Consider the following 25358-nt stretch of genomic DNA (forward strand, 5'->3'; position numbering starts at 1 on the left):
CATGTGGCAGGTTCACACGGAAGGCCCAGTGTGCGACGCTAGATTAGAAGACACGGGAAGTCCGAAGTGACGAGCTTCCCGTTCTGATACCGGCGGAGTCGCAAGGCGGAGAGAAGGAGGTTCCGATGGTTCTGGTTCGACAAGAGATCGGCGATGTGCTGAGGGACTTCCGTCTGCAGAAGGGCCGCACCCTTCGGCAGGTGGCGAGCAAGGCAAGCGTCGCGCTCGGGTACCTGAGCGAGGTGGAGCGCGGCCAGAAAGAGGCCTCCTCCGAGATTCTCGCTTCGGTGGCCGACGCCCTCGACACGCCCATCTCCGTGATCATGCACGAGGTCGGAGACCGCATCGCGGTTCTCGAAGGCCTCTCGGTGGTGCCTGACAGCCTGCCCGACGAGCTCGTTGCCGAGTTCGACGCAGACATGATGGTCCGCTGACCCAGTTCGTTCCAACGCATCGGCCGGTCCTCGGACCGGCCGATTGCATGCCCGGAGGCACCCGTTGAGACTGAGCGAGTTCCAGATCGCCGTCGAAGAGGAGTTCGGCCCCGGCTATGCCGGCGTGCTCGTGAACGACCTGGTGCTCGCGACGTTCGACGGGCGCACGGCCCGCCAGGCGCTCGCCGACGGCGTCGACCCGCGCGCGGTCTGGCTCGCGCTCTGCGATGCCGCCGACGTGCCGCCTGCTCGCCGGCACGGCGTGGGCCGGCGGCGCCAGCCCGGCTCGCATGACGCCCGCGGTGCCGGCTGAACTCTCGCTGCAGGTGGCCTCTTCCGCCGCGACAACCGCCCGAAGACGTGTTCGACACGCGGGCGATCCTTCGAACATGCGTTCGGTTGCTGCGATAGGCTCCTCAACAGCAGGAGGATCGGCGTTTCCCTCCACATCCCCGTCGAACACGGCGTCGGATGTCGGTGGTCGGCCATACGGTCGAAGCGTCGGAACACACCGCAACCGCCTTGTCGCGAGACGCCGCGGGTCACGGCCCGCAACGTGGAACGACAGCCTAGAGGCAGCAACGTCGAGCATCAAAGGAGCCAGCAATGCCATCAGCAGCAGATCGCGAGAAAGCACTCGAGACCGCGCTCGCACAGATCGACCGCCAGTTCGGCAAGGGGTCGGTCATGCGGCTCGGCAGCGAAGACCGGGCTCCTGTGGAGGTCATCCCAACGGGATCGATCGCCCTCGACGTCGCACTCGGCGTCGGCGGCCTGCCTCGCGGCCGAATCATCGAGATCTACGGACCGGAGTCGTCGGGCAAGACCACGCTCACGCTCCACGCCATCGCCAACGCACAGCGCGCGGGCGGCATCGCGGCGTTCGTCGACGCCGAGCACGCGCTCGACCCCGACTACGCCAAGAAGCTCGGCGTCGACATCGACGCCCTCCTGGTCTCCCAGCCCGACACGGGCGAGCAGGCGCTCGAGATCGCCGACATGCTCGTGCGTTCCGGCTCGATCGACCTGATCGTCATCGACTCGGTTGCGGCCCTCGTGCCTCGAGCCGAGATCGAGGGTGAGATGGGCGACTCGCACGTCGGTCTCCAGGCCCGGCTCATGTCGCAAGCACTCCGTAAGCTCACAGGTGGTCTCAACCAGACCAACACCACGATGATCTTCATCAACCAGCTCCGCGAGAAGATCGGCGTCTTCTTCGGAAGCCCCGAGACGACGGCCGGCGGTAAGGCGCTCAAGTTCTACGCCTCGGTGCGCCTCGACATCCGACGCATCGAGACGTTGAAAGACGGCACCGAGGCGGTCGGCAACCGCACGCGCGTCAAGGTCGTGAAGAACAAGATGGCTCCGCCCTTCAAGCAGGCCGAGTTCGACATCCTCTACGGCATCGGCATCTCGCGTGAGGGCAGCCTCATCGACTACGGCGTCGACCAGGGCATCGTGAAGAAGTCGGGTGCGTGGTACACGTACGACGGAGACCAGCTCGGCCAGGGCAAGGAGAACTCGCGCAACTTCCTCCTGCAGAATCCCGACATCGCCCTCGATATCGAGCGCAAGATCCTCACGAAGCTCGGCATCGGTGAGGCCGGCGCCGCTGCGGCCGAGAAGCCGTCGAATGTCGAGCCGATCGCGCCCAAGCTCGGGCGCAAGGGCGCCTGACACTGTTCTGCACGAAGACCGGGGAGAGGAGCGACACATGAGTGATGAGTCATCGGAGCACCTCGCCCCGGTCTCGTACCTGCCATGGGCGACGCCGGCAGGGGAGGCACAGCGAGCATCGCCCGAGTCCCGAGCTGAGCCCGTGGAGTCGTCGGCCACCGAAGCGCCGGCGGAGCGCCCCCAGCGTCGGGAGTTCGGTGGGCAGAGTCGACTCAGTCGGCGATCACGCCTTGCCGCCGTCGATGACGACGACGAGTCCGCCGAGTCCGGTGCCGAGCGCGATGAGCGCATCGACCGGCTCGTCGTGTCGCGGCTCCGGCGGTCCGCGCTTTCGATCACCGAAGTGCGATCGGTGCTCGTCGAGCACGGCCTCGACGAAGTCGAGGTCGAGGAGTGGATCGAGCGCTACGAGCGACTCGGCTATCTCGACGATGCCCGACTCGCCGAGCAGGTCGTGCACAGCCACGGTGCGCGTCGCGGCAAGGGGAGCGGCGCCATCATGCAAGAACTCGGACGACGCGGCGTCGATCCGTCGGCCGCGCGCGCAGCCGTCGATGAGCTCGATCCCGAGGTGGAGCGTGAGAACGCCCACGCGGTCGCCGAGCGACGCGCTCGCCAGCTCACCGGACTCGATCGCAAGACGGCCGAGCGCCGCCTGTCGGCGTTCCTCCAGCGGCGGGGGTACCCCGGCGATGTCGTGCGTGAGGCGGTGTCGTCCGCACTCGCAGCCCCAGGCTCGTAAACTGGTGCGATCATGAGCACCCTTCACGAGGTCTCGCGCGTCGAGGCCACCGAGTCGGCACCCGCGCCGCGAACCTATGAGGTTCGCACGTTCGGATGCCAGATGAACGTGCACGACTCCGAGCGGCTCAGCGGCTCACTCGAAGCCGCGGGCTACGTGCCTGCCGACGGCGCCGAGGCCGACATCGTGGTCATCAACACGTGCGCCGTCCGCGAGAACGCTGACAACAAGCTCTACGGCAACTTGGGTCACCTCGCGAGCGTCAAGCGCCGCCACGCCGGCATGCAGATCGCGGTGGGCGGCTGCCTCGCGCAGAAGGACAAGAACGTCATCCTCGAGAAGGCGCCATGGGTCGACGTCGTCTTCGGCACGCACAACATGGGGTCGCTCCCGAGCCTGCTCGAGCGTGCACGCCACAACGACGAGGCGCAACTCGAGATCCTCGACTCGCTCGAGGTCTTCCCCTCCACGCTGCCGACGAAGCGCGATTCGAGCTACAGCGGATGGGTGTCCATCTCCGTCGGCTGCAACAACACCTGCACGTTCTGCATCGTCCCGGCGCTGCGGGGCAAGGAGAAAGACCGGCGGCCCGGCGACATCCTCGCCGAGATCCAGGCCCTCGTCGACGACGGCGCGATCGAGGTCACGCTGCTCGGGCAGAACGTCAACTCCTATGGCGTCGAGTTCGGCGACCGTCAGGCGTTCGGCAAGCTGCTCCGCGCGGCCGGCGAGATCGACGGCCTTGAGCGCATCCGCTTCACGAGCCCGCATCCGGCTGCGTTCACCGACGACGTCATCGACGCGATGGCCGACACGCCCGCGGTCATGCCCCAGCTGCACATGCCGCTGCAGTCGGGCTCCGACCGCATCCTCAAGGCCATGCGCCGCTCCTACCGCTCCGAGAAGTTCCTCGGCATCCTCGACCGCGTTCGCGCCCGCATCCCGAACGCGGCCATCTCCACCGACATCATCGTCGGCTTTCCCGGAGAGACCGAGGAGGACTTCCAAGAGACGCTTCGCGTCGTCGAAGCCGCGCGGTTCGCCTCCGCGTTCACCTTCCAGTACTCCATCCGCCCCGGCACTCCCGGCTGCGACGATGCCCGACCAGGTGCCGAAGGCCGTCGTCCAAGAGCGCTACGAGCGGCTCATCGCGCTGCAGGAGCGCATCTCCTGGGAGGAGAACCTGCACGTCGTCGGCCGCCCCGTCGAGGTGCTCATCGCCAACGGCGAGGGCAAGAAAGACGCAGAGACGCATCGCTTGAGCGGCCGCGCCGAAGACAGTCGGCTCGTGCACTTCGAAGTGCCCCCGGGTTCCGAGCTTCCGCGTCCCGGCGACGTGGTCTCGGTCACCGTCACGCAAGCGGCGCCGTTCCACCTCCTCGCCGACTCCGTCGACGATGCTCCGCTTCGCATCCGCCGCACGCGAGCCGGCGACGCGTGGGACCGCGCGCAAGCCGAGAGCTGCGGCGTGCCGGCGAGCCCCGCGTCATCCGTCGCCGGTCGCGTCTCGCTCGGCCTCCCCACGCTGCGCGCCCGTGGCACCGAGCCGCTCGTGGCTCCCGGCGTCGGCACCATGCCCATCTACGACCCCACCGACGCCGAACGCTGACGTGACCCTCATCGCGATCGTCGGAGCCACGGGCACCGGCAAGTCCGACTTCGCGCTCGACCTCGCCGAGGCGTTCGGCCGGGTCGGCCGCGGCGCCGAAGTCGTGAACGCCGACGCGATGCAGCTCTATCGCGGCATGGACATCGGCACGGCGAAACTCACGGAAGCCCAACGACGGGGCGTGCCGCATCACCTCCTCGACGTGCTCGACGTCACCGAGGAGGCATCCGTCGCGGCCTACCAATCGAGTGCTCGCACCGCCATCGACGAGATCTTGGCGCGTGACGGCGTCGCGCTCCTCGTCGGCGGCTCCGGACTCTACGTGTCGTCGGTGATCCACGACTTCCGGTTCCCCAGCACGGATGCCGCGCTGCGGGCGCGGCTCGAACAGGAGCTCGCCGACCAGGGTCCGGGTCTCCTGCACGCTCGGTTGCGTGCGATCGATCCTGAGACCGCCGCGAGCGTCGACGCGCAGAACGGCCGCCGCATCGTGCGCGCTCTCGAGGTGATCGAGCTCACGGGGGAGCCCAAGGCGGCGCGGCTGCCCGACGAGCCGGTTCCGTGGCGCGAGCACCGCATCGTGCACCTTCGCAGCGACCGGGCGCGCCTCGTGCAGCGTCTCGACGAGCGCACGACCGCCATGTGGCAGGGCGGGCTCCTCGACGAGGTGCGCGGGCTCATTCCGCAGGGCATCGAGCGCGGGGTCACCGCGCGCCAGGCGATCGGCTACGCGCAAGCACTCGGCGAGTTGGCAGGGCGCCTCACCCGTCACGAGGCGATCGATGAGACGCGGCAACTCACCCGCACCTATGCGCGCCGCCAGGTCGCCTGGTTCAAGCGGTACCGGCACGCCGAGACGATCGACGCCGACGACGTTGTCGCCCGAGGCGCGGAACTGGCCCGCCAGGCGGCCATAGACTGACGTCATGTCGTTCGATCTGCGGTTCACCAAGGGGCAGGGCACGGGCAATGACTTCGTGCTCTTCAGCGATCCCGCGGGCGACACCGAGCTCACTCCGACGCAGATCGCCGCGGTGTGCGACCGTCGTTTCGGCGTGGGCGCCGACGGGGTCATCCGGGCCGTGCGCTCCCGCAACCTCGACGATGGCGCTTCGGCACTTGCCGCCGACTCTGACGCGACCTGGTTCATGGACTACTGGAACGCCGACGGGAGCGTGTCCGAGATGTGCGGCAACGGCATCCGCGTCTTCACGAAGTACCTCCTCGACCAGGGCCTCGCAGAGCTGCACCCCGGAGACTCCATCGCGATCGGCACGAGGGCAGGCGTTCGCACCGTCACGCCGAACCGCGTCGGATTCGAGGCCGATCTCGGTCGCTGGCGACTCGAAGGCGGAGAGCTGCTCGTTCGGGCGAAGAATCTTCCCGTCGCCCGGCCCGGCATCGGCATCGACGTCGGCAATCCGCACGTCGTCGTGGCGCTCGCCGACGATGCAGAGCTCGACGGGCTCGACCTCGCCTACCAGCCGATGCTCGAACCGGTGCCCGAAGCCGGCGCCAACGTCGAGTTCGTCGTGCCGGCCGATCCGCTCGTCGAAGACGGGGTCGGACGCATCCGGATGCGGGTGCACGAACGCGGATCAGGTGAGACGCTCTCGTGCGGCACCGGCGCGGTGGCCGCGGCGCTCGCGGTCCGGCACTGGGCCGGGGCCGGCGCACCCGACGAATGGCGCGTGCAGGTGCCGGGCGGAGTGCTCGGCGTGCGCATGTTCTCGAGCGACGACGGAGAGCACATCGCCCTGTCGGGCCCGGCCGAACTCGTGTTCGACGGCGTGCTCAGCCTCGCGTGAGATCCGGGTTCGTGCCCTGACCGGGCGCGGGGTCGCTCGGCGCGTTGACCGTGAGGACCCGGTACCCCTTGGAGAGCTCAGCGCGATCGACCTCGAAGCCTGCGGGCAATGCCTCGTCGAGCCAGCGCTGGAGCGAGTCCGAGCCGAGGTTGCGCTGCACGACGAGCCACGCGATCGCGTCGGCGTCGAGTCGGGGCAGCCAGCGGAGCAGGAGCGCGTGCAGCTCCGCCTTGCCGACGCGGATCGGCGGATTCGACCAGATGGTTGCGAAGCGGATCCCGTCGGGAACATCGTCGGGCAGTACGGCGTTGACATTGTCGAGGCCGAGGCGACGTGCGTTGCGTCGCGCGAGATCGAGCGCCCGCTCGTTCACGTCGACCGCCCAGACGGTCGCCTCAGGCGCCTTGAGGGCAAGCGTCAGCGCAATCGGACCCCAACCGCACCCGACATCGAGCAGGTGCCCGTGCTTCGGGGGCTCGGTCACGTTACCGAGCAGCACCCGGGTGCCGGCGTCGATGCGTTCGGGACTGAAGACGCCGCCCGCGGTCTCGAGTTCGACCTCTCGCCCCGCGAGTTGCACCCGGATGGTGCGAGGAGCGCGGCCGCTCCGCGGATTCGAGGAGAAATAGTGGTCCGAGGGCATACAGGGGAACCTATCGCAGCGATTGGAACTAGGGTTAACACGATGAATGAAGCCGAACACGACACGGGCGACGACGCCGTCGAGCGTGTGCTGAGAGGCGCAGCTTCCAAGGCGGGCGTCACGCGCTTCGGCGCACCCGCCGAAGCACTCATGGCTCCCGGGTCGGATGACGCATCCGCCGGCTCGACCGACGGCGAGCAGTACGAGCGCGAAGAGCGCGCCGCCCTTCGCCGCGTCAGCGGCCTCTCCACCGAGCTCGAAGACGTCACCGAGGTCGAGTACCGGCAGTTGCGGCTCGAGAACGTCGTGCTCATCGGCGTGTACGCGCAGGGTGCGCAAGACGACGCCGAGAACTCCATGCGGGAGCTCGCCGCCCTGGCCGAGACGGCCGGCGCGCGAGTGCTCGACGGGCTGCTGCAGCGCCGTCCGAATCCCGACCCCAGCACGTACCTCGGCAGCGGCAAGGCCGAAGAGCTCCGGCACGTCGTCGCCGCACTCGGCGCAGACACCGTCATCGCCGACACCGAGCTCGCGCCCAGCCAGCGGCGCGCGCTCGAAGACGTGGTGAAGGTCAAGGTCATCGACCGCACGGCCGTCATCCTCGACATCTTCAGCCAGCACGCGAAGAGCCGTGAGGGCAAGGCGCAGGTCGAACTCGCGCAACTCGAATACCTGCTTCCCCGCCTGCGCGGCTGGGGCGAGTCGATGTCACGCCAGGCCGGTGGCCAGGTCGGCGGCGCCGGCGCCGGCATGGGCTCACGTGGCCCCGGTGAGACGAAGATCGAGCTCGATCGGCGCCGCATCCACACGCGCATGTCCCGACTCCGCAAGCAGATCGTGGCCATGAAGCCCGCACGTGAGGCCAAGCGCGCGAACCGCAAGCGCAACGCGGTGCCGTCCGTCGCGATCGCCGGATACACGAACGCCGGCAAGTCGAGCCTGCTCAACCGCATCACGGGCGCGGGCGTGCTCGTCGAGAACGCCCTCTTCGCCACGCTCGACGCGACGGTACGACGCAACACGACGGCCGACGGGCGCGTCTACACGATCGCCGACACCGTCGGATTCGTGCGCAACCTGCCGCACCAGCTCGTCGAGGCGTTCCGTTCGACCCTCGAAGAGGTCGCCGCCGCCGACCTGATCGTGCATGTCGTCGACGCGGCCCATCCCGACCCGGCCGGCCAGATCGCCACGGTGCGCGAGGTCATCGGCGAGCTCGGCGCTCGCGACATCCGTGAACTCGTCGTCTTCAACAAGGCCGACCTCGTGTCGCCCGAAGACCGGCTCGTGCTTCGCGGTCTCGAGCCCGACGCGATCTTCGCCTCCGCCCGCACGGGCGAAGGCGTGCGCGACGTGCTCGCGGCGATCGCGCGAATGCTGCCCGACCCCGCGGTCGAGATCGACCTGCTCGTGCCCTACGACCGTGGCGACATCGTGTCGACGCTGCACGAGACGGGTCGCGTGCTGTCGGTCGAGTACAACGAAGAGGGCACCCGCATCCGCGCCCTCGCATCGCCGGAGCAGGCGGCCCAGCTCGCCGAGTTCACGGCCGCACCAGTCGTCGCCTGATCCGCGTCACGCCACGTCATGTGCGCGCGAGCATCGCCCCCGAGGCGTATCGTCGCTCTTGATCGTTGGCGAGCGGCCGGATGCCGTCTCGCCTGGAGCGACCGCCGAGCCCGGCACCCGCCCGCGAGACCCACCCGCCGTTTCGGCCGGGGGACGCGGCATGCCGTGCCTCCGCCCGTCGCAGCATGCCACGCAGGAGCACCATGGCAGAGACCGGATCCGCCCCCGAGGGCGCGGACTGTCGGCCTCGACCGCCGATCTCGTTCGAGCTGTTCCCACCCCGAACGGATGCTGCGGCGCTGGCGCTCGGCCGCACGATCGACCGCCTCGCCGAGGCTGATCCCGCCTTCATCTCCGTGACGTTCGGCGCGGGAGGTACCTCGCGCGACCGCTCGCTCACGGTGCTCCGCTACATGCTCGCTCACACGAACGTCGAGCCGATGGCGCACCTCACGTGCGTCGGTTCGTCGCATTCCGAGGCCAACCGACTCGTGCGCGAGTTCCTCGACGCGGGGGTCACGAGCTTCCTCGCCCTGCGCGGCGATCCGCCGGTCGGCGCCGACCCCGACGCCGGAATCGGCGATCTCGCGAGCGCTGCCGAGCTCGTGCAACTCATCCACCGCGTCCAGGAGGAGCGTGAGCCCTTCGCTCAGGTCGGCATGCCCGGCATGCCGGGCGCCTCTCGAATCCGGGAGCGCGCCCGCCCCGAGCGGGTCGCGGTCGCGGCCTTCCCGACGGGGCATCCGCGATCCCGGGGGATCGCCCACGACGTCGACATCCTGCTTGCGAAGGAGATCTCGGGGGCGACCCTCGCGATCACCCAGCTCTTCTGGCGCGCCGACGACTACCTCACGTTCGTCGACCGCGCTCGCGCAGGCGGCGTCACGATTCCGATCGTCCCGGGCATCATGCCCGTCACCACGCCGGCCCGGCTCGCACGACTCACCGAGCTCACTGGAGTCGAGCCGCCGGCCGAACTCGCCATCGACCTCGAGATCGAGCCGGATGCCGCGGCGCAGGCCGAACTCGGCATCACCTTCGCCGCCCGGCTCGCCGCCGCAGTGCTCGAGGGTGGCGCACCCGGACTTCACCTCTACACCTACAACCGTCACGAGGTCGTGCTCGAAGTGCTCAACCGACTCGATCTCAGAAATCCCGACCAGCTCGTCAACGAGAGGAACACCACGCAACGATGACTGCATACGCCTTCCCCACGGGAACCATCCTCGGATATCCGCGAATCGGGCGGCGCCGCGAGCTCAAGCGCGCCGTCGAGGCCTTCTGGGCCGGCTCGATCGACGCCGACGAGCTCGAGCAGCGCTCGTTCGAACTCCGGGCGGCCACTCGCGAGCGCCTCGCCGAACTCGGACTCGGCCGTGACGACTCGTCGATCCCCGAGTCGTTCTCCTACTACGACCAGGTGCTCGACGCCGCGGTCGCGGTCGGCGCGGTTCCCGAGCGGTTCCGCCACCTGCTGGCCGACGACGGCAGCGTCGATCTCGCCACCTACTTCACGATCGCCCGTGGCGTGGGCGACGATGCGCCGCTCGAGATGACGAAGTGGTTCGACTCGAACTACCACTACCTCGTGCCCGAGGTCGGCCCCGACACCGACTTCGCCCTGCACGCCGAGCGCATCCTCGGCGAGTTCGCCGAGGCGCGAGCGGCCGGGTTCCTCACGCGCCCCGTCGTCGTCGGACCCGTGACGTTCCTCCTCCTCGCAAAGCCCGCCGACGGCGCGCCCGAGGGCTTCCGGCCGATCGACCGGCTCGCCGACCTCGTGCCGGTGTACGCCGAGCTCCTCGAGGAACTCGCCGAGGCGGGGGCCGAGTGGGTGCAGCTCGACGAGCCGGCGCTCGTGAGCGAGAGCATCGACGAGCCGCGCGATCGCGTGATCGATGCGATCGGTGCGGCCTACGACGCGCTCGGCGCTGCCGGACCTCGTCCCGCGATCTTCGTGGCCGCGCCCTATGGCGCCCTCGATGACGCGCTGCCCGCCCTCGCGGCGACGCCGGTCGAGGCGATCGGGTTCGACCTCGTGCGCGGCTCGCTGCCTGAGCAGCTCGACCCGGCGACGAGCGAGTCGCTCGCCGCGAAGACGCTCGTCGCGGGCGTCGTCGACGGCCACAACATCTGGCGGGGCGACCTCGCCGCGGCATTCGAACGTGCCGAGGCGCTGCGCGCCCTCTCCGGTGCCGTCGCCGTCTCGAGCTCGACCTCGCTCCTGCACGTGCCGCACGATGTCGACGACGAGACCGAGCTCGATGCGCGTCTGGTCAGCTGGCTCGCGTTCGCCGACCAGAAGGTGGCGCAGCTCGCCGTGCTCGCGCGCGGGCTCACCGAGGGTCGCGCGGCGATCGAGGAGGAGCTCGCAGCGGCATCCGCGGCACTCGCCGATCGCAGCGCGGCACCGGGCGTTCGCGTGCCGACCGTGCGCGAACGTCTCGCGGCCCTCGCCGACGGGGACTTCTCCCGTGCCGCATACGCCGAGCGCGTCGCCGCCCAGGAAGCGCTCGCGCTTCCCGAGCTGCCGACCACGACGATCGGCTCGTTCCCGCAGACGACCGACATCCGTCGCGCGCGCGCCGGACTCCTGAACGGCTCGCTCTCCGACGACCAGTACCGCACGCTCATGCGCGAGGAGATCGAACGCGTCGTGCGCCTGCAGGAGGAGATCGGGCTCGACGTGCTCGTGCACGGCGAACCCGAGCGCAACGACATGGTGCAGTACTTCGCCGAGCTGCTCGATGGCTTCGCCGTCACGAAGCACGGCTGGGTGCAGTCGTACGGCTCGCGGTGCACGCGTCCGTCGATCCTCTGGGGTGACGTGTCGCGGCCTGCGCCCATGACGGTCGAGTGGTCGACCTTTGCGCAGTCGCTCACCGAGAAGCCCGTGAAGGGCATGCTCACCGGTCCGGTCACGATCCTCGCGTGGTCCTTCGTGCGCGACGACCAGCCTCTCGGCGACACCGCGAGGCAGGTCGCACTCGCGCTCCGCGACGAGATCGCCGACCTCGAGGGCGCGGGCATCCGCGTCATCCAGGTCGACGAGCCCGCGCTCCGCGAACTGCTGCCGCTGAAGCGTCGTGACCAGCCGGCCTACCTCGACTGGTCGGTGGGCTCGTTCCGGCTCGCAACCGGCGGCGCGGCATCCGCGACCCAGGTGCACACGCACCTCTGCTACTCGGAGTTCGGCGTCGTGATCGATGCGATTCGCAACCTCGACGCGGATGTCACGAGCATCGAAGCCGCCCGTAGCCGCATGGAGGTGGTCGACGACCTCGCGACGAGCGGGTTCGACCACGGCATCGGCCCGGGCGTCTACGACATCCACTCGCCGCGAGTGCCGAGTGCCGCCGAGGTGCAGGCGCTCCTCGAGCGGGCGGTCGCCGAGATCCCGGCGTCGCGACTCTGGGTGAACCCCGACTGCGGCCTGAAGACCCGCGGCTACGCCGAGACGGTCGCGTCGCTCGAGCACATCCTCGAAGCGACTCGCGCCGTTCGGGCGCGCCTGGAGGCTCCGGCGCTCGTCGAGTAGCACTGCAGCGCAGGTAGGCAGGGCGGGTGCCGCGGGACCGGCATCCGCCCTGCCAACTTGTTCCGCCTGCTTGTTCCGCGCCCTGCCCCGACCCGTGTCGTACTCGGCGGTTCCCCATGTGCCGTCGGGCGGTCGCACAGGAGCGCCGCCTATCGTCGGCCCATGCAACTGGCGGTTCGGGAATCAGGTGGCGGCGCCCGGACTGCGGTCCTCATCCACGGCATCATGTCGGACTCGCGAGCGTGGCACCGCGTCACGGCCGAACTCGAGTCGCACGACTTCCGAGTTCTCGCGGTCGATCTCGCCGGGCACGGCCGAAGCCCGAGGGCACGCCGCTATTCGCCGGCGGCGTGGGCGGACGACGTCGTCGAGACGCTCGCGCCACTGCTCGAGGGGCCGCCCGATCTCGTCATGGGACACTCCCTCGGCGCGCTCGTCGCGAGTCTCGTCGCCGATGAGCTGGCGCCGCGCGCCGCCATCTACGTCGACCCGGCGTTCTCGTTCCCGCGTGGCATCCGCGGCGTCGCCTACAAGCTCGCCTTCGCGATCGCACCGAGGCCGCCGCGCTCGGCGCTCGTGCGGATGAACCCGAAGTGGAGCGCGGTCGACGTGGACATCGAGCTCGCGACGCTGCGCGACTGGGACAAGCGCACCGTGCTCGGGTTCGCGGACACCCGGCCACTCGTGCCGCCCGTTCGACTCGTCGCGCCCACGCTCGTCGTGCTCGCGGAGAAGAGCCTGCTCATCACCGCGAGGGTCGCCTCGCAGTTGCGGCATCAGGGCATGACCGTGAAGACGTTGCGAGGCACCGGCCACACGGTCTTCCGCGACGACCACGGCGGGTTCATGGAGGCAGTCGTGACCTGGCTGCGGGGCATCGCGCCCCTCACCGTTTCCGACGTCGCTGCGGTGCGCTCGCGGGCGTAGCGCTCACGGCCCTGGTGCTCGATGCAGCTCAGACCGCGCGGAGCACGGCGACGATCTTGCCGAGCACCTCGGCGTGGTCTCCGACGATCGGCTCGAACGCGCTGTTGCGGGGGAGCAGCCACGTGTGGCCGTCGCGCTGGCGGAAGACCTTCACCGTGGCCTCGCCGTCGAGCATCGCCGCGACGATCTCGCCGTTCTCGGCGGTGCGTTGCGAACGCACCACCACCCAGTCGCCGTCGCAGATGGCCGCGTCGATCATCGAGTCGCCCACGACCTTGAGGATGAAGAGCTCGCCCTTGCCGACGAGTTGGCGGGGGAGCGGGAAGATCTCGTCGATCTGCTGTTCGGCCATGATCGGCACGCCGGCCGCGATGCGGCCGACGAGCGGCACCATGGCGGCATCCCCGACGGGCGTCGGCTCGAACTCGGACGGCGCGCGCGACTCGGAGTCGGGCACCTCGATGAGCACCTCGAGGGCGCGCGGACGATTGGGATCGCGGCGCAGGTAGCCGGCGAGCTCGAGCTGGTTGAGCTGGTGGGTGACGCTCGAGAGCGAGGAGAGGCCGACGGCGTCGCCGATCTCGCGCATGCTCGGCGGATAGCCGCGGCTCGACACCGACCGCTGGATCATCTCGAGGATGGCGACTTGCTTCGCGCTCAGGCTCTTGCGGCGGCGCGCCCGTCCGGAATCGCGCGCTTCGTCGATGTCGGTGCTCAACGTCTCCGCCCCTCGTTGCGGCCGCACGGCGACCGGATGTCGGTGGTCTCTGATCGACTGAGGTCGAACATTCGAAACTGTATCCGCCTTACGCGGGTGCGGCAAACATTCGTTCGAGTGTGTCGCGGTATTCGCGGGCGATCTTTCTCACGCGTGGGTGCTTGCGGCATCCGACATTCGAAGATATATTCGGAACAGAGATTCGCATCCGGCCCTCCCGGCCGAGGGTCGGATGCGTCTCCCACAGGAGGTGTGAGATGAGTGCAACGATCGTGACGACCGGATTCAGCACGGCGGCGATGCCGCGACAGAGCGCCGCGTCGCCTGCCGGCGGGCAATCGCACGCCCGCCTTCGGCTCACCCGCCGTGGGCGCATCGTGTTCACGACCCTGGCTGCCGTTCCCGTCGTCGTGTGGGCGTTGGTGACGGTGCTCGGCGCCGGTGGTGCAGCCGCAGAGGTCGACGCAACCGGAGCGATGTTCGAGTACGTCACGATCGACCAGGGCGACTCCTTGTGGGCCATCGCCGAGTCGATCGCTCCCAATGGCGACCCTCGTGTCGTCATCGACGAGATCATCAGGCTCAACGGGCTCAACGGCGCGGTCGTCGAGCCGGGCCAGCGCCTCGCCCTCCCCGTCGTGCCCTGACCGCTGCGCGATGAAGGCTGGGCGGTGAAGATAGCCGGTACCGCGTGGCTAGCATGGGACGGTGACGAGTCTCGACGAGCTCCCCATCCGTGACGACCTTCGCGGCAAGTCGCCGTACGGCGCTCCGCAGAAGATCGTGCCGGTCGCGCTCAACGTGAACGAGAACACGCATCCGATCCCTGAAGATGTCGCTCACGACATCATCGCCCGCGTCGCTGCGGCGATCCTGCACTTGAACCGGTATCCCGATCGGGAGTTCACCGAACTCCGACGATCGTTGGCCGAGTACCTCGGTCACGGGCTCGAAGCAGCGCAGATCTGGGCGGCGAACGGATCGAACGAGGTCCTGCAGCACATCCTCCAGGCCTACGGCGGGCCCGGCCGTGTGGCACTCGGCTTCGCCCCCACCTATTCGATGTACGGGCTCCTCGCTTCCGGCACCGGCACCGGCTGGATCACGGCACCGCGCGACGACGAGTTCGAGGTGAGCACCGAGACGGCGGTCAGGGCCGTGCAGGAGCACGATCCCGACGTCGTGCTCCTCTGCGCTCCGAACAACCCGACGGGCACGCCCCTCGCGCTCGACACGATCCGCGCCGTCGCCGACGCGGCGCGAGGCGTCGTCGTCGTCGACGAGGCGTACTTCGAGTTCGCGGAGCCCGGCACTCCGAGCGCTCTCACGCTGCTCGACGGGCGACCGCGCCTGCTCGTCTCCCGGACCATGAGCAAGGCATTCGCGTTCGCCGGAGCCCGCGTCGGCTACCTCGCCGGCGACCCCGCCGCGATCGACGCGCTCCGGCTCGTGCGCTTGCCGTACCACCTCTCCGCGCTCACTCAGGCGGCCGCCCTCGGCGCACTCGCGCACTCGGGCGAGATGCTCGCGATGGTCGACGAGATCCGCGGCCAGCGCGAGCGCATCTCCGCCGAGCTCTCCCGCCTCGGGTTCCACCCGTACCGCAGCGGTTCGAACTTCGTGCTCTTCGGCGGCGTCGACGAGCCGCACGCCGTGTTCGAGGCGCTGCTCGAGCGCGGCATCCTGATCCGGGAGATCGGCATCCCGGGGCACTTGCGTGTGACCGCCGGCACCGAGGCCGAGACGAGCGCGTTCCTCGAGGCGATCGCGCTGTTCGCGCCCGAACGCCCGAATAGGATTGCCGTATGACCCCTGCGAGCGCACCGCGCACCGCCCGTGTGCAACGCGAGACCAGCGAATCGAGCATCGATCTCTCGATCGACCTCGACGGCACCGGGGTGAGCGACATCGAGACGAGCGTGCCGTTCTTCGACCACCTGCTCACCGCCTTCGCGAAGCACTCGCTCACCGACCTCACGCTGCGTGCCCGGGGCGACATCGAGATCGACGTGCACCACACCGTCGAAGACGTCGGCATCGTGCTCGGCCAGGCCATTCGGCAGGCGCTCGGCGACAAGCGCGGCATCTCGCGCTACGGCGACGCGCTCGTGCCGCTCGACGAGGCGCTCGCGCAAGCCGTCGTCGACATCTCGGGTCGACCGTACCTCGTGCACACGGGCGAGCCCGCGGGCTTCGAGTTCCACCTCATCGGCGGGCACTTCACCGGGTCGATGGTGCGCCACGTGTTCGAGGCCATCGCGTTCAACGCCGCGCTCACGGTGCACGTGACGGTGCTGGGCGGCCGCGATCCCCACCACATCGCCGAAGCCGAGTTCAAGGCGTTCGCGCGTGCGTTCCGGCAGGCGAAGGCGCATGATCCGCTCGTCGCCGGCATCCCCTCGACGAAGGGTGCACTGTGAGCCGAACCCCACGCGTCGTGGTGCTCGACTACGGGTCGGGCAACGTCCACTCCGCCGCGAAGGCGCTCGAGCGCGCCGGAGCCGACGTCGAGCTCACGGCCGATCGATCAGCTGCGCTCGATGCCGACGGACTCGTCGTGCCGGGCGTCGGTGCGTTCAGCGCCGTGATGAACGCCTTGCGAGAGGTGCGCGGTGACGAGATCATCGACCGTCGCCTCGCCGGAGGGCGGCCGGTGCTCGGGATCTGCGTCGGCATGCAGGTGCTCTTCGAGCGCGGTGTCGAGCGCGGCGTCGACACCGAGGGACTCGGCGAGTGGCCGGGCATCGTCACCGAGTTGCCGGCGCCCGTGCTCCCGCACATGGGCTGGAACACCGTCGAGCCCGACGAGGGATCCGCGCTCTTCGCGGGCCTCGAGGATGAGCGGTTCTACTTCGTGCATTCGTTCGCCGCGCAGGAGTGGCTGCTCGATGTCCAGCCGCCGTTCCCGCAGCCGAGGCTGACCTGGTCGGAGCACGGCGGGCGCTTCCTCGCGGCCGTCGAGAACGGCCCGCTGTCGGCGACGCAGTTCCATCCCGAGAAGTCGTCGGATGCCGGCATCCGGTTGCTCGGCAACTGGCTCGGCACGCTCGGCTGAGGCACATACGGCGCAGTTCGCGCCGCTCCGATCCAATCGGACTAGGATGCTGTGACTGTGCCGATCGCCGCGCACCGCGGCTCGGAATCGAGGACAGTGAATGAGCGAGTTCAACAAGACCCCGGCCCTCGTGCTGCTACCTGCAGTCGACGTCGCGGGCGGCAAGGCCGTGCGCCTCACCAAGGGTGAAGCCGGCACCGAGACGAACTACGGCGACCCGGTCGACGCGGCAGTCGACTGGGCCGAGCAGGGCGCCGAGTGGATCCACCTCGTCGACCTCGACGCGGCGTTCGGCCGCGGGAGCAACGCGGGAATCCTGAAGAAGGTCATCCGGCAGGTGCGCGGCGTCAACGTCGAGCTCTCGGGAGGCATCCGCGACGACGCGTCGCTCGAGCACGCCCTCGCCATCGGTGCGAAGCGCATCAACCTCGGCACGGCGGCGCTCGAGAATCCCGAGTGGGCGGCATCGGTGATCGCCCAGTACGGCGACGCGATCGCCGTGGGCCTCGACGTGCGCGGTACGACACTCGCGGCTCGCGGCTGGACGCAGGACGGCGGCGACCTCTGGCAGGTCATGGAACGCCTCGAGGAGGCCGGCGCGGCGCGCTACGTCGTCACCGACGTCACGAAAGACGGCACCCTGCAGGGGCCGAACCTCGAGCTGCTCCGGCAGGTCATGGATCGCACGCACCACCCCGTGGTCGCATCCGGCGGTGTCTCGAGCCTCGACGACATCGTCGCGCTCCGAGAACTCGTGCCGCTCGGACTCGAGGGCGCGATCATCGGAAAGGCGCTCTACGCCGGCGCGTTCACGCTGCCCGAGGCGCTGGATGTCGCCTCGCACTGAGCGCGAGCGCGCGCCGGAGCCCGTGCCCGTGCCGGAGCCCGTGCATGACGCTGAGCCCAGGACTGGGCCCGACCCCGAGCCAACTGACGGCCCGACGGATGCCGCCGCCGACTCGGCGGGCGTGCCCTGGGCCGGGCGGTCGTTCGACTCGAACCCGCATGCCGCGGACGACGGCAGCGCACCGGCCGAGCTCGCCGACGCCCTTCGCAGGTTCCACGCCGGCGAGGCCGGCCAGGCAGCGGTCGTCGACGTCTTCGGCCGGTCGCGCCTGCTGATCCCGCTCCTCGCCGAGCTCGGCGACGGTGGCGCGGAGGTCGGCGCGCACGGGCTCGCCGTCGACAAGAGCCAGGAGCTCTCGATCGTGACGGTCGAGGGTCCCGACGGCCGCAAGGTGCTGCCGGTGTTCTCCTCAGTCGCGGCGATGTCGCGCTGGAATCCAGCTGCGCGGCCCGTTCCCGCCGACGGCGTTCGGGTCGCGCTCGCGGCCGCCGACGACGGCACCGACCTCATCGTCCTCGACCCCGGCTCCGAGACGGAGTTCGCACTGCGCCGGCCAGCGGTCTGGTCGGTTGCGCAATCGCTGCCGTGGCGTCCTCCGTTCGAGTCGCCCGACGTGCACGCCGCATTCGAACGGTCCATCGGCACCGAACTCGCGGTGCTCGGCGTCTCGCTCTCACCGGGCGACCCTACGGCCCGGCTCCGTGGCCCCGAACTGGTGGTGCGGCTCACGCTCGTCGCCGGCCTCACCCGGCAGGAGCTCGACGCGGTCCTGCAACGGCTCGCGGCGCGCTGGGCGGCGGATGACGCGATCGCGACCCTCGTCGATTCGCTCACGGTCCGCCTCACCGGCGCCGGCGACTGACCGGCCGCGTTCGCTGGGTTTCCGGCTCCGTTCGACCACGTGCAGCATCCGCGGCCCGAACCGTGGGCATTGACCCGGCGCGCACCTGGGAGCACGATAGGAAGCGCGCGTCGGAGCGCAGAATCCAGGTCCGCCATGAGCTTTCAGACGAGGGAGACGAAGGCTGCGGCAGCCGGCGATGGCCGATACGACGCGGTGCTCGACGCAGCGAACGACCACGCGCGGGCGTGGCTGTCGTCGGTCTTCGAGCGGAAGATCCCTGCGAGCGCCACGATCGAAGACCTGAAAGACGCCCTCGGCCGCGCATTGCCCGACGGCGGTGAGGATCCCGTCTCGGTGATCTCGCGTCTCGCCGTGAACGCCGAGCCGGGACTCATGGCGATCGGCTCACCGCGCTTCTTCGGGTGGGTGATGGGCGGCACCCAACCCGTGGCACTCGCCGCAGACTGGCTCGCGGGGGCGTGGGACCAGAACGCCGGCCTTCGCTTCAACACCCCGGGGGTGGTCGCCGCGGAAGAGCTCGCCGGCGAATGGATCGTCGACCTGCTCGGCTTGCCATCGCACAGCGAGGTCGGGTTCACGACCGGCGCGACCATGGGCAACTTCACCTGCCTCGCGGCCGCTCGCGATCAGGTGCTGCGTGAGGCGGGGTGGGACGTCGAACGCGACGGCCTCGCCGGCGGGCCGCGCGTGCGCTTCATCGTGGGGGAGGAGCGCCACGGCACCGTCGACCTCGCCGCCCGCTATCTCGGACTCGGCTCACCCATCGCCGTGCCGGCCGACGAGCAGGGACGCATCGAGGTGGGGGCACTGCGGGAGACGCTCGCAGCCGGCGGTGGACCGACGATCGTCGTGCTGCAGGCGGGCAACATCCACTCGGGCGCGTTCGACGACTTCTCCTCGGCGATCGACGCGGCACACGAGGTCGGCGCCTGGGTGCACATCGACGGCGCGTTCGGCTTGTGGGCCGGGGCGACTCCGTCGCTGCGACATCTCGTCGCCGGGTACGAACGGGCGGATTCGTGGGCGACCGACTCGCACAAGACGCTGAGTGTGACCTACGACTGCGGCATCGCGATCGTCGCCCGTCCCGACGCCATGCATCGCGCGTTCAGCATGCACGCGAGCTACCTGCAGACGATCGAGGGTGGAGCCGATCCGCACGAGAAGGTGCCGGAGCTCTCCCGGAGGGCGCGCGGCATCCCCACGTGGGCCGTCTTGCGAGCGCTCGGTCGTGACGGCGTCGCCGGCCTCGTCGACGGTCTCGTCGCGGCGGCGCGCGGCATCGCCGACGGCGTGGCCGAGCTGCCGGGCATCGAGGTGCTGAACGAGGTCGTCTTCACGCAGGTCTGCATCGCGCTGCCCAGCGACGCCGCGACGGCGGCGCTCAGTGATCGGCTCTGGGCCGACGGCGAAGTGCTCGCCCTCACCTCGCAGTGGCAAGGGCGCACTGTCGTGCGCTTCTCGGTGAGCAATTGGGCGACGGATGCCGAGCACGTCGCTCGCACGGTCGGCGCCGTCCGGCGCGCGGTGGCAGAAGCCTGAGATGCCGGCGCAGGCGGCGGAGTCGGCGGCATCAGGTTGAATGGAGTCATGCCTGAGGCGCTCGACTCGTTCTCGCCCGCGACGCGGGCGTGGTTCACGGAGTCGTTCGCCGCGCCCACTTCGGTGCAGCACGGCGCGTGGCAGGCGATCGCGAAGGGCGATCACGCGCTCGTGGTGGCACCTACGGGTTCGGGCAAGACGCTCGCGGCGTTCCTCTGGGCCATCGACCGCATGATCGCGGGTGGCGCAGAGGCGGCGGCCGCGGGCACTCGGGTGCTGTACATCTCGCCGCTCAAGGCGCTCGGCGTCGACGTCGAGCGCAACCTCCGCGCGCCCATCGTGGGCATCGCCCGCACCGCGATGACGCACGGCTTGTCCGTGCCCGAGGTGACGGTGGGGGTGCGCTCGGGCGACACCCCGCCCGCCGAGCGGCGCACGCTCGTGAAGCATCCGCCCGAGATCCTCATCACGACTCCCGAGTCGCTGTATCTCATGCTCACGTCCTCTGCCCGCGAGACGCTCGCGGGGGTCGACACCGTCATCGTCGATGAGATCCACGCATTGGCGGGTTCGAAGCGCGGCGCGCACCTCGCGCTCTCACTCGAACGCCTCGACGCACTCGCGGCGCGACCGGTGCAGCGCATCGGGCTCTCGGCCACGGTCAGGCCCCACGAGGAGGTCGCTCGCTTCCTCGCCGGCGCACGCCCGGTGTCGATCGTCGCCCCGCCGAGCGGCAAGCGGTTCGATCTGAGCGTCACGGTGCCGGTCGACGACCTGTCCGATCTCGCCGGTGAGTCGGGCTCGGGCTCGGTCTGGCCGCACGTCGAGGCGGCCATCCTCGACGAGGTGCTCGCGCACCGCTCCACCATCGTGTTCGCGAACTCACGGCGCCTCGCCGAGCGCCTGACGGCGCGGCTCAACGAACTGTGGGCCGAGCGCATCCCGGTGCCGGTCGGCGCGGCCCTCTCAGAGGTCGACGCCCCGGTCTTGGTTCCGGCGGATGCCTCGGAAGCCCCCACGCGTGCGCCGGCAGAAGCAGTGGGCGCGTCGGGCATCACCGGCGGCGCCGCGCCCGTGCTCGCCCGCTCACATCACGGCTCGGTGAGCAAAGAGGAGCGGGCCCTCGTCGAGGAAGACCTGAAGTCCGGGCGGTTGCGGTGCGTCGTCGCCACGTCGAGCCTCGAGCTCGGCATCGACATGGGCGCCGTCGACCTCGTCATGCAAGTGGAGTCGCCGCCGTCGGTCGCGAGCGGCCTGCAGCGCATCGGGCGCGCGGGGCATCAGGTGGGCCAGATCTCGAAGGGCGTGATCTTCCCGAAGCACCGGGCCGACCTGTTGCATTCGGCGGTCGTCGTCGAACGCATGGCCGCCGGTTCGATCGAGGCGATGCGCGTGCCGACGAACCCCCTCGATGTGCTCGCGCAGCAGACGATCGCCGCCTCGGCGGTCGACGAGTGGGACGTCGAGGAGTGGTTCGACGTCGTGCGTCGCGCAGCGCCGTTCGCCACGCTGCCGCGATCGGCGTTCGATGCCACCCTCGATCTGCTCGCCGGGCGCTACCCGTCCGACCGCTTCGGCGAGCTGCGCCCCCGAATCGTGTGGGATCGCGATGCCGGCACATTCGTGGGCCGTCGCGGCGCACAGCGCCTCGCCGTCACGAGCGGCGGCACCATCCCCGATCGCGGTCTCTTCGGCGTCTTCATGGTCGGCGAAGCCGGGCCCGGGCGACGCGTCGGCGAACTCGACGAGGAGATGGTGTACGAATCGCGAGTCGGCGACGTCTTCGCGCTCGGGGCCACGAGCTGGCGCATCCAGGAGATCACGCACGACCGCGTGCTCGTGTCGCCCGCGTTCGGTGAGCCCGGCCGCCTCCCCTTCTGGAAGGGCGACGGAATCGGCCGGCCGGCCGAGCTCGGCGAGGCGATCGGGGGATTCATCGCCGACCTCGCGAACTCACCCACCGAGGCCGGCGTGGCGAGGTCTCGTGCCGCGGGCCTCGACGAGCGCGCCGCCCAGAACCTGCTCGCGTTCATCGACGACCAGCGCGGGGCCACGCGCATCGTGCCCGACGCGACGAACCTCGTGGTCGAGCGCTTCCGCGACGAGCTCGGCGACTGGCGCATCGTGCTGCACTCGCCATACGGCATGCGGGTGCACGCACCGTGGGCGCTCGCCGCGGGCGCTCGAGTGCAGGAGCGGTTCGGCGTCGACGCGAACGCGGTGGCGAGCGACGACGGCATCGTGCTGCGCATGCCCGACACCGCCGACGAGCCGCCCGGCGCCGAGCTGTTCGCCTTCGAGGCGGCCGAGCTCGCCGAGCTCGTCACGCTCCACGTCGGCGGGTCAGCGCTCTTCGCATCACGGTTCCGCGAGTGTGCGGCGAGGGCACTGCTCCTGCCGCGCGTGAACCCCGGCAAGCGTTCGCCGCTCTGGCAGCAGCGCCAGCGTGCCTCGCAGCTCCTCGAGGTCGCTCGCGACTTCCCAGACTTCCCGATCGTGCTCGAGGCCGTGCGAGAGTGCCTTCAAGACGTCTACGACCTGCCGGCGCTCACTCGGTTGGCCGAGCGCATCACCGCTCGCGAGATCCGTTTCGTGGAGGTCACCACCGAGGTGGCGAGCCCATTCGCCTCGAGCCTCCTCTTCGGATACGTCGGCGCGTTCATGTACGAGGGCGATGCGCCGCTCGCCGAGCGTCGAGCTGCCGCGCTCTCGCTCGATCCCGCACTCCTCGCCGACCTGCTCGGCACGATCGAGCTTCGCGAGCTGCTCGATCCCGAGGTCGTCGACGAGATCGAGCGGATGCTGCAGCGCCTCGCCCCCGAGCGCGCCGCCCGCGGCGACGAGGGCGTCGTCGATCTCCTCCGCGACGTCGGTCCGCTCACAGCCGAGGAGGTCGCCGAGCGCGTCGACGGCGAGACGGATGCCGCGGCGGCGCTCCACGCGCTCGTCGACGCCCGGCGCGTGGCCGTCGTGCGCTTCGCGGGCAGCCCGTGGTTCGCGGCCGTCGAAGACCTGAGCCGGCTCCGCGATGCGCTCGGCGTGCCGATCCCGCCCGGCCTCCCCGAGGTATTCGGCGAGCCCGTTCGCGATCCGCTCGGCGACCTCGTGAGCCGGTTCGCCCGGACGCACGGCCCGTTCACCGCGAACGCCGTGGCCGAGCGGTTCGGCATCGGTGCCGCCGTCGCCGCGTCCGCGCTCGGGCGCCTCGCCGCCGAGCGCCGCGTCGTCGAGGGCGAGTTCTCACCACGCGGCAGCGGCACGGAGTGGTGCGACAGCGAGGTGCTCCGGAGGTTGCGGCGCCGCTCGCTCGCGGTGCTGCGCAACGAGATCGAACCGGTCGTGCCCCGCGAGTACGCGAGGTTCCTCCCCGAGTGGCAGCATGTGGGCGGCAGACTCCGCGGCGTCGACGGGGTGGCCGCCGTGATCGAGCAGCTCGAGGGAGCGCGCATTCCCGCCTCGGCCTGGGAGGCGTTCGTGCTTCCCGCACGCGTCTCCGACTACCGACCCGACATGCTCGATGAACTCACCGCCTCGGGCGAGGTCGTCTGGGCGGGCGCCGGCACCCTCGCGGGCGACGACGGCTGGCTGAGCCTGCACCTCGCCGAGACGGCGGAGCTCACCCTGCCCATGCCGGCATCCGCACCGCTCGATCCCATCGAGACCGAGTTGCTCGCGGTGCTCGGCACCGGGGGCGGCTACTTCTTCCGCCAGCTCGTCGAGTCGATCGGCGCCACCGACGAGCAACCGGTGGTCGACGCCCTCTGGCGGCTCGTCTGGGCCGGCCTGGTGACGAACGACACCTTCGCCCCGGTGCGCGGGCTGCTGGCCGTGGGCGGCGCGCACAAGACCGCTCCGCCCACGCCGAGGGCCAGGCTTCGGGGTGGATCGCTCTCCCGCCGGGCACTCGCGGCGAGCGTGACCTCCAGCCGGGCCGCGACGGCGCGAGCCAACCCGCCGCGCGCCGCCGGGCGGTGGTCCGTGCTGCCGCTCGCCAGTTCCGCCGCGACCCCCCGCGCCCATGCGCTCGGCGAGACCCTCCTCGAGCGCTACGGCATCGTCACGCGAGGCTCCGTCATGGCCGAGGGGGTCGTCGGCGGGTTCGCGCTCGCGTACCGCACGCTCTCCGGCTTCGAGGAGTCCGGTCGCGTGCGCCGGGGCTACTTCATCGACGGCCAGGGCGGCGCGCAGTTCGCGACCGGTGCGGCCGTCGACCGGCTGCGGAGCGCGCCTCGTGGCGCAGCGATCGCCCTCGCCGCAACCGATCCCGCGAATCCCTTCGGCGCAGCCCTCGACTGGCCCGAGCTCGCCGCCGACGGCCATCGCCCGGCCCGGAAGGCCGGAGCCTTCGTCGCCATGGTCGACGGCGAGGCGGTCTTCTACCTCGAGCGGGGCGGGCGCACGGCGCTCGTCTTCTCGAGCGATGACGAGACGCTCGTCGCGGGCGCCTCCGCGCTCGCCGACGCGCTGGCGCGAGCGCGCGTGCCGCGCCTCCGGGTGGAGACGGTAAACGGTGCCGGCATCTACGGATCAGTTCTCGACCTGCCGCTGCGCGCGGCCGGATTCCGCGAGACGCCGAGGGGGCTCCGCTTCGATGCCAGAAGGTGACACGGTGTTCCGGTCGGCACGACTCCTCGACGACGTGCTCGCGGGTCAGCTCGTGACCCGCTCCGACTTCCGCGTGCCCGCGTTCGCCACGGTCGACCTCTCGGGTGATCCCGTGCGATCGGTCGGCAGCCGCGGCAAGCACCTGCTCATGCGCATCGGCGATCATGTCGTGCACTCGCACCTGAAGATGGAGGGGGAGTGGTGGGTCTATCGCCCGGGTGAGCGGTGGCGCCGGCCGGCATGGCACGCACGTGCGGTGATCGAGACGCAGGGAGTGCTCGCGGTCGGCTTCGACCTCGGCCTCCTCGAGGTGTTCCCGGCGGCCGAGGAGGGCGAGCGGCTCGGATACCTCGGGCCCGACCTCCTCGGCGACGACTGGGATGCCGCCGAAGCAGTGCGCCGGCTTGCAGCCGCTCCCGAGACCCCGATCGCCGTCGCGCTCGCCGACCAGCGCAACCTCGCCGGACTCGGCAACGTCTACGTCAACGAACTGTGCTTCCTCCGTGGTGTCCTGCCGACGCGGCCGGCAGGCGAGGTGCCGCTCGAGCCGCTCGTCGACCTCGCGAGCCGAGTCATGCGCGCCAATCGCGAGCGCCTCGAGCGCACGACCACCGGCGACCTGCGGCGCGGGGCACGGCTGTGGGTCTACGGGCGCGGCGGCGAGGCATGCCGGCGCTGCGGCACGCGCATCGAGCACGGTCGCCTCGGTCGCATCGACGTCGAACGACGCGAGACCTGGTGGTGCCCCAGTTGCCAGACCTGAGCGAGGCTGCTCGCGC

General features: G+C 70.3%; 21 protein-coding genes and 1 pseudogene. 20 read left to right on the plus strand and 2 right to left on the minus strand.

What is annotated here, in order from left to right; translation table 11 throughout:
* Positions 1-125: 125 nt before the first annotated feature.
* From QFZ29_RS06075 to dapF, 7 genes and pseudogenes are all read left to right on the plus strand, one after another.
* Positions 126-434, plus strand: a complete 309-nt coding sequence (locus QFZ29_RS06075; protein WP_022893434.1) for a helix-turn-helix domain-containing protein — start codon at positions 126-128, stop codon at positions 432-434.
* Between the two features lie 64 nt (positions 435-498).
* Positions 499-747, plus strand: coding sequence for a DUF3046 domain-containing protein (locus QFZ29_RS06080; protein ID WP_306893314.1), 249 nt, complete (start codon positions 499-501; stop codon positions 745-747).
* 293 nt (positions 748-1040) lie between these two features.
* Positions 1041-2111, plus strand: a complete 1071-nt coding sequence (gene recA, locus QFZ29_RS06085) for a recombinase RecA (protein ID WP_129522141.1) — start codon at positions 1041-1043, stop codon at positions 2109-2111.
* 37 nt (positions 2112-2148) lie between these two features.
* Positions 2149-2853 carry a regulatory protein RecX gene (locus QFZ29_RS06090; RefSeq protein WP_306893315.1) on the plus strand — a complete coding sequence of 235 codons (705 nt, stop codon included), beginning with the start codon at positions 2149-2151 and terminating at the stop codon, positions 2851-2853.
* Between the two features lie 12 nt (positions 2854-2865).
* Positions 2866-4462, plus strand: a pseudogene (miaB, locus tag QFZ29_RS06095) (tRNA (N6-isopentenyl adenosine(37)-C2)-methylthiotransferase MiaB).
* 1 nt (position 4463) lies between these two features.
* A complete protein-coding gene (gene miaA, locus QFZ29_RS06100) occupies positions 4464-5384 on the plus strand; it encodes a tRNA (adenosine(37)-N6)-dimethylallyltransferase MiaA (RefSeq protein WP_306893316.1) in 921 nt (306 codons plus the stop codon).
* Between the two features lie 4 nt (positions 5385-5388).
* Positions 5389-6270 (plus strand): diaminopimelate epimerase, encoded by an 882-nt coding sequence (gene dapF / locus QFZ29_RS06105; protein ID WP_306893317.1) that lies wholly within the window; start codon positions 5389-5391, stop codon positions 6268-6270.
* Here the strand turns inward: dapF and QFZ29_RS06110 are convergent.
* Positions 6257-6913, minus strand: a complete 657-nt coding sequence (locus tag QFZ29_RS06110) for a class I SAM-dependent methyltransferase (protein WP_306893318.1) — start codon at positions 6911-6913, stop codon at positions 6257-6259. The genes dapF and QFZ29_RS06110 overlap by 14 nt on opposite strands.
* 42 nt (positions 6914-6955) lie before the next feature.
* On the opposite strand from QFZ29_RS06110, the gene hflX reads away from it, so the two are divergent.
* From hflX to QFZ29_RS06130, 4 genes are all read left to right on the plus strand, one after another.
* On the plus strand, positions 6956-8482 hold the full coding sequence (gene hflX / locus QFZ29_RS06115) for a GTPase HflX (protein WP_306893319.1): 1527 nt from the start codon (positions 6956-6958) through the stop codon (positions 8480-8482).
* A 203-nt stretch (positions 8483-8685) separates the two neighbouring features.
* A complete protein-coding gene (locus QFZ29_RS06120) occupies positions 8686-9678 on the plus strand; it encodes a methylenetetrahydrofolate reductase (protein WP_306893320.1) in 993 nt (330 codons plus the stop codon).
* On the plus strand, positions 9675-12020 hold the full coding sequence (gene metE / locus QFZ29_RS06125; RefSeq protein ID WP_306893321.1) for a 5-methyltetrahydropteroyltriglutamate--homocysteine S-methyltransferase: 2346 nt from the start codon (positions 9675-9677) through the stop codon (positions 12018-12020). The genes QFZ29_RS06120 and metE overlap by 4 nt, the downstream gene beginning before the upstream one ends.
* A gap of 162 nt (positions 12021-12182) precedes the next feature.
* Positions 12183-12947: an alpha/beta fold hydrolase gene (locus QFZ29_RS06130; RefSeq protein ID WP_306893322.1), complete on the plus strand. Its 765-nt coding sequence runs from the start codon at positions 12183-12185 to the stop codon at positions 12945-12947.
* Positions 12948-12975: 28 nt separating this feature from the next.
* Here QFZ29_RS06130 and lexA read toward each other — a convergent pair whose 3' ends face one another.
* The gene (lexA, locus tag QFZ29_RS06135; RefSeq protein WP_373426185.1) at positions 12976-13665 is read right to left on the minus strand and encodes a transcriptional repressor LexA; all 690 of its coding nucleotides are present in this window, start codon (positions 13663-13665) and stop codon (positions 12976-12978) included.
* Between the two features lie 257 nt (positions 13666-13922).
* On the opposite strand from lexA, the gene QFZ29_RS06140 reads away from it, so the two are divergent.
* From QFZ29_RS06140 to QFZ29_RS06180, 9 genes are all read left to right on the plus strand, one after another.
* Entirely contained in the window at positions 13923-14312 is a 390-nt protein-coding gene (locus tag QFZ29_RS06140; RefSeq protein ID WP_306893323.1) for a LysM peptidoglycan-binding domain-containing protein, read from the plus strand.
* A gap of 61 nt (positions 14313-14373) precedes the next feature.
* The gene (locus QFZ29_RS06145) at positions 14374-15474 is read left to right on the plus strand and encodes a histidinol-phosphate transaminase (protein WP_306893324.1); all 1101 of its coding nucleotides are present in this window, start codon (positions 14374-14376) and stop codon (positions 15472-15474) included.
* The gene (hisB, locus tag QFZ29_RS06150) at positions 15471-16085 is read left to right on the plus strand and encodes an imidazoleglycerol-phosphate dehydratase HisB (protein ID WP_306893325.1); all 615 of its coding nucleotides are present in this window, start codon (positions 15471-15473) and stop codon (positions 16083-16085) included. Before QFZ29_RS06145 ends, hisB begins: the two co-directional genes overlap by 4 nt.
* Entirely contained in the window at positions 16082-16720 is a 639-nt protein-coding gene (gene hisH, locus QFZ29_RS06155; protein WP_306893327.1) for an imidazole glycerol phosphate synthase subunit HisH, read from the plus strand. Before hisB ends, hisH begins: the two co-directional genes overlap by 4 nt.
* Before the next feature lie 100 nt (positions 16721-16820).
* Positions 16821-17567 (plus strand): bifunctional 1-(5-phosphoribosyl)-5-((5-phosphoribosylamino)methylideneamino)imidazole-4-carboxamide isomerase/phosphoribosylanthranilate isomerase PriA, encoded by a 747-nt coding sequence (gene priA / locus QFZ29_RS06160; protein WP_306893328.1) that lies wholly within the window; start codon positions 16821-16823, stop codon positions 17565-17567.
* Complete coding sequence (locus tag QFZ29_RS06165; protein ID WP_306893329.1) at positions 17551-18429, plus strand: SseB family protein; 879 nt, start codon at positions 17551-17553, stop codon at positions 18427-18429. Before priA ends, QFZ29_RS06165 begins: the two co-directional genes overlap by 17 nt.
* A 135-nt stretch (positions 18430-18564) precedes the next feature.
* A complete protein-coding gene (locus tag QFZ29_RS06170; protein WP_306893330.1) occupies positions 18565-19974 on the plus strand; it encodes a pyridoxal phosphate-dependent decarboxylase family protein in 1410 nt (469 codons plus the stop codon).
* Positions 19975-20022: 48 nt separating this feature from the next.
* Positions 20023-24579 carry an ATP-dependent helicase gene (locus QFZ29_RS06175; protein ID WP_306893331.1) on the plus strand — a complete coding sequence of 1519 codons (4557 nt, stop codon included), beginning with the start codon at positions 20023-20025 and terminating at the stop codon, positions 24577-24579.
* Positions 24566-25342 (plus strand): DNA-formamidopyrimidine glycosylase family protein, encoded by a 777-nt coding sequence (locus QFZ29_RS06180; protein ID WP_306893332.1) that lies wholly within the window; start codon positions 24566-24568, stop codon positions 25340-25342. The genes QFZ29_RS06175 and QFZ29_RS06180 overlap by 14 nt, the downstream gene beginning before the upstream one ends.
* Positions 25343-25358 lie beyond the last annotated feature (16 nt).

It is taken from the genome of Agromyces albus, assembly GCF_030815405.1.
GTDB classification, from domain to species: Bacteria; Actinomycetota; Actinomycetes; order Actinomycetales; family Microbacteriaceae; genus Agromyces; species Agromyces albus_A.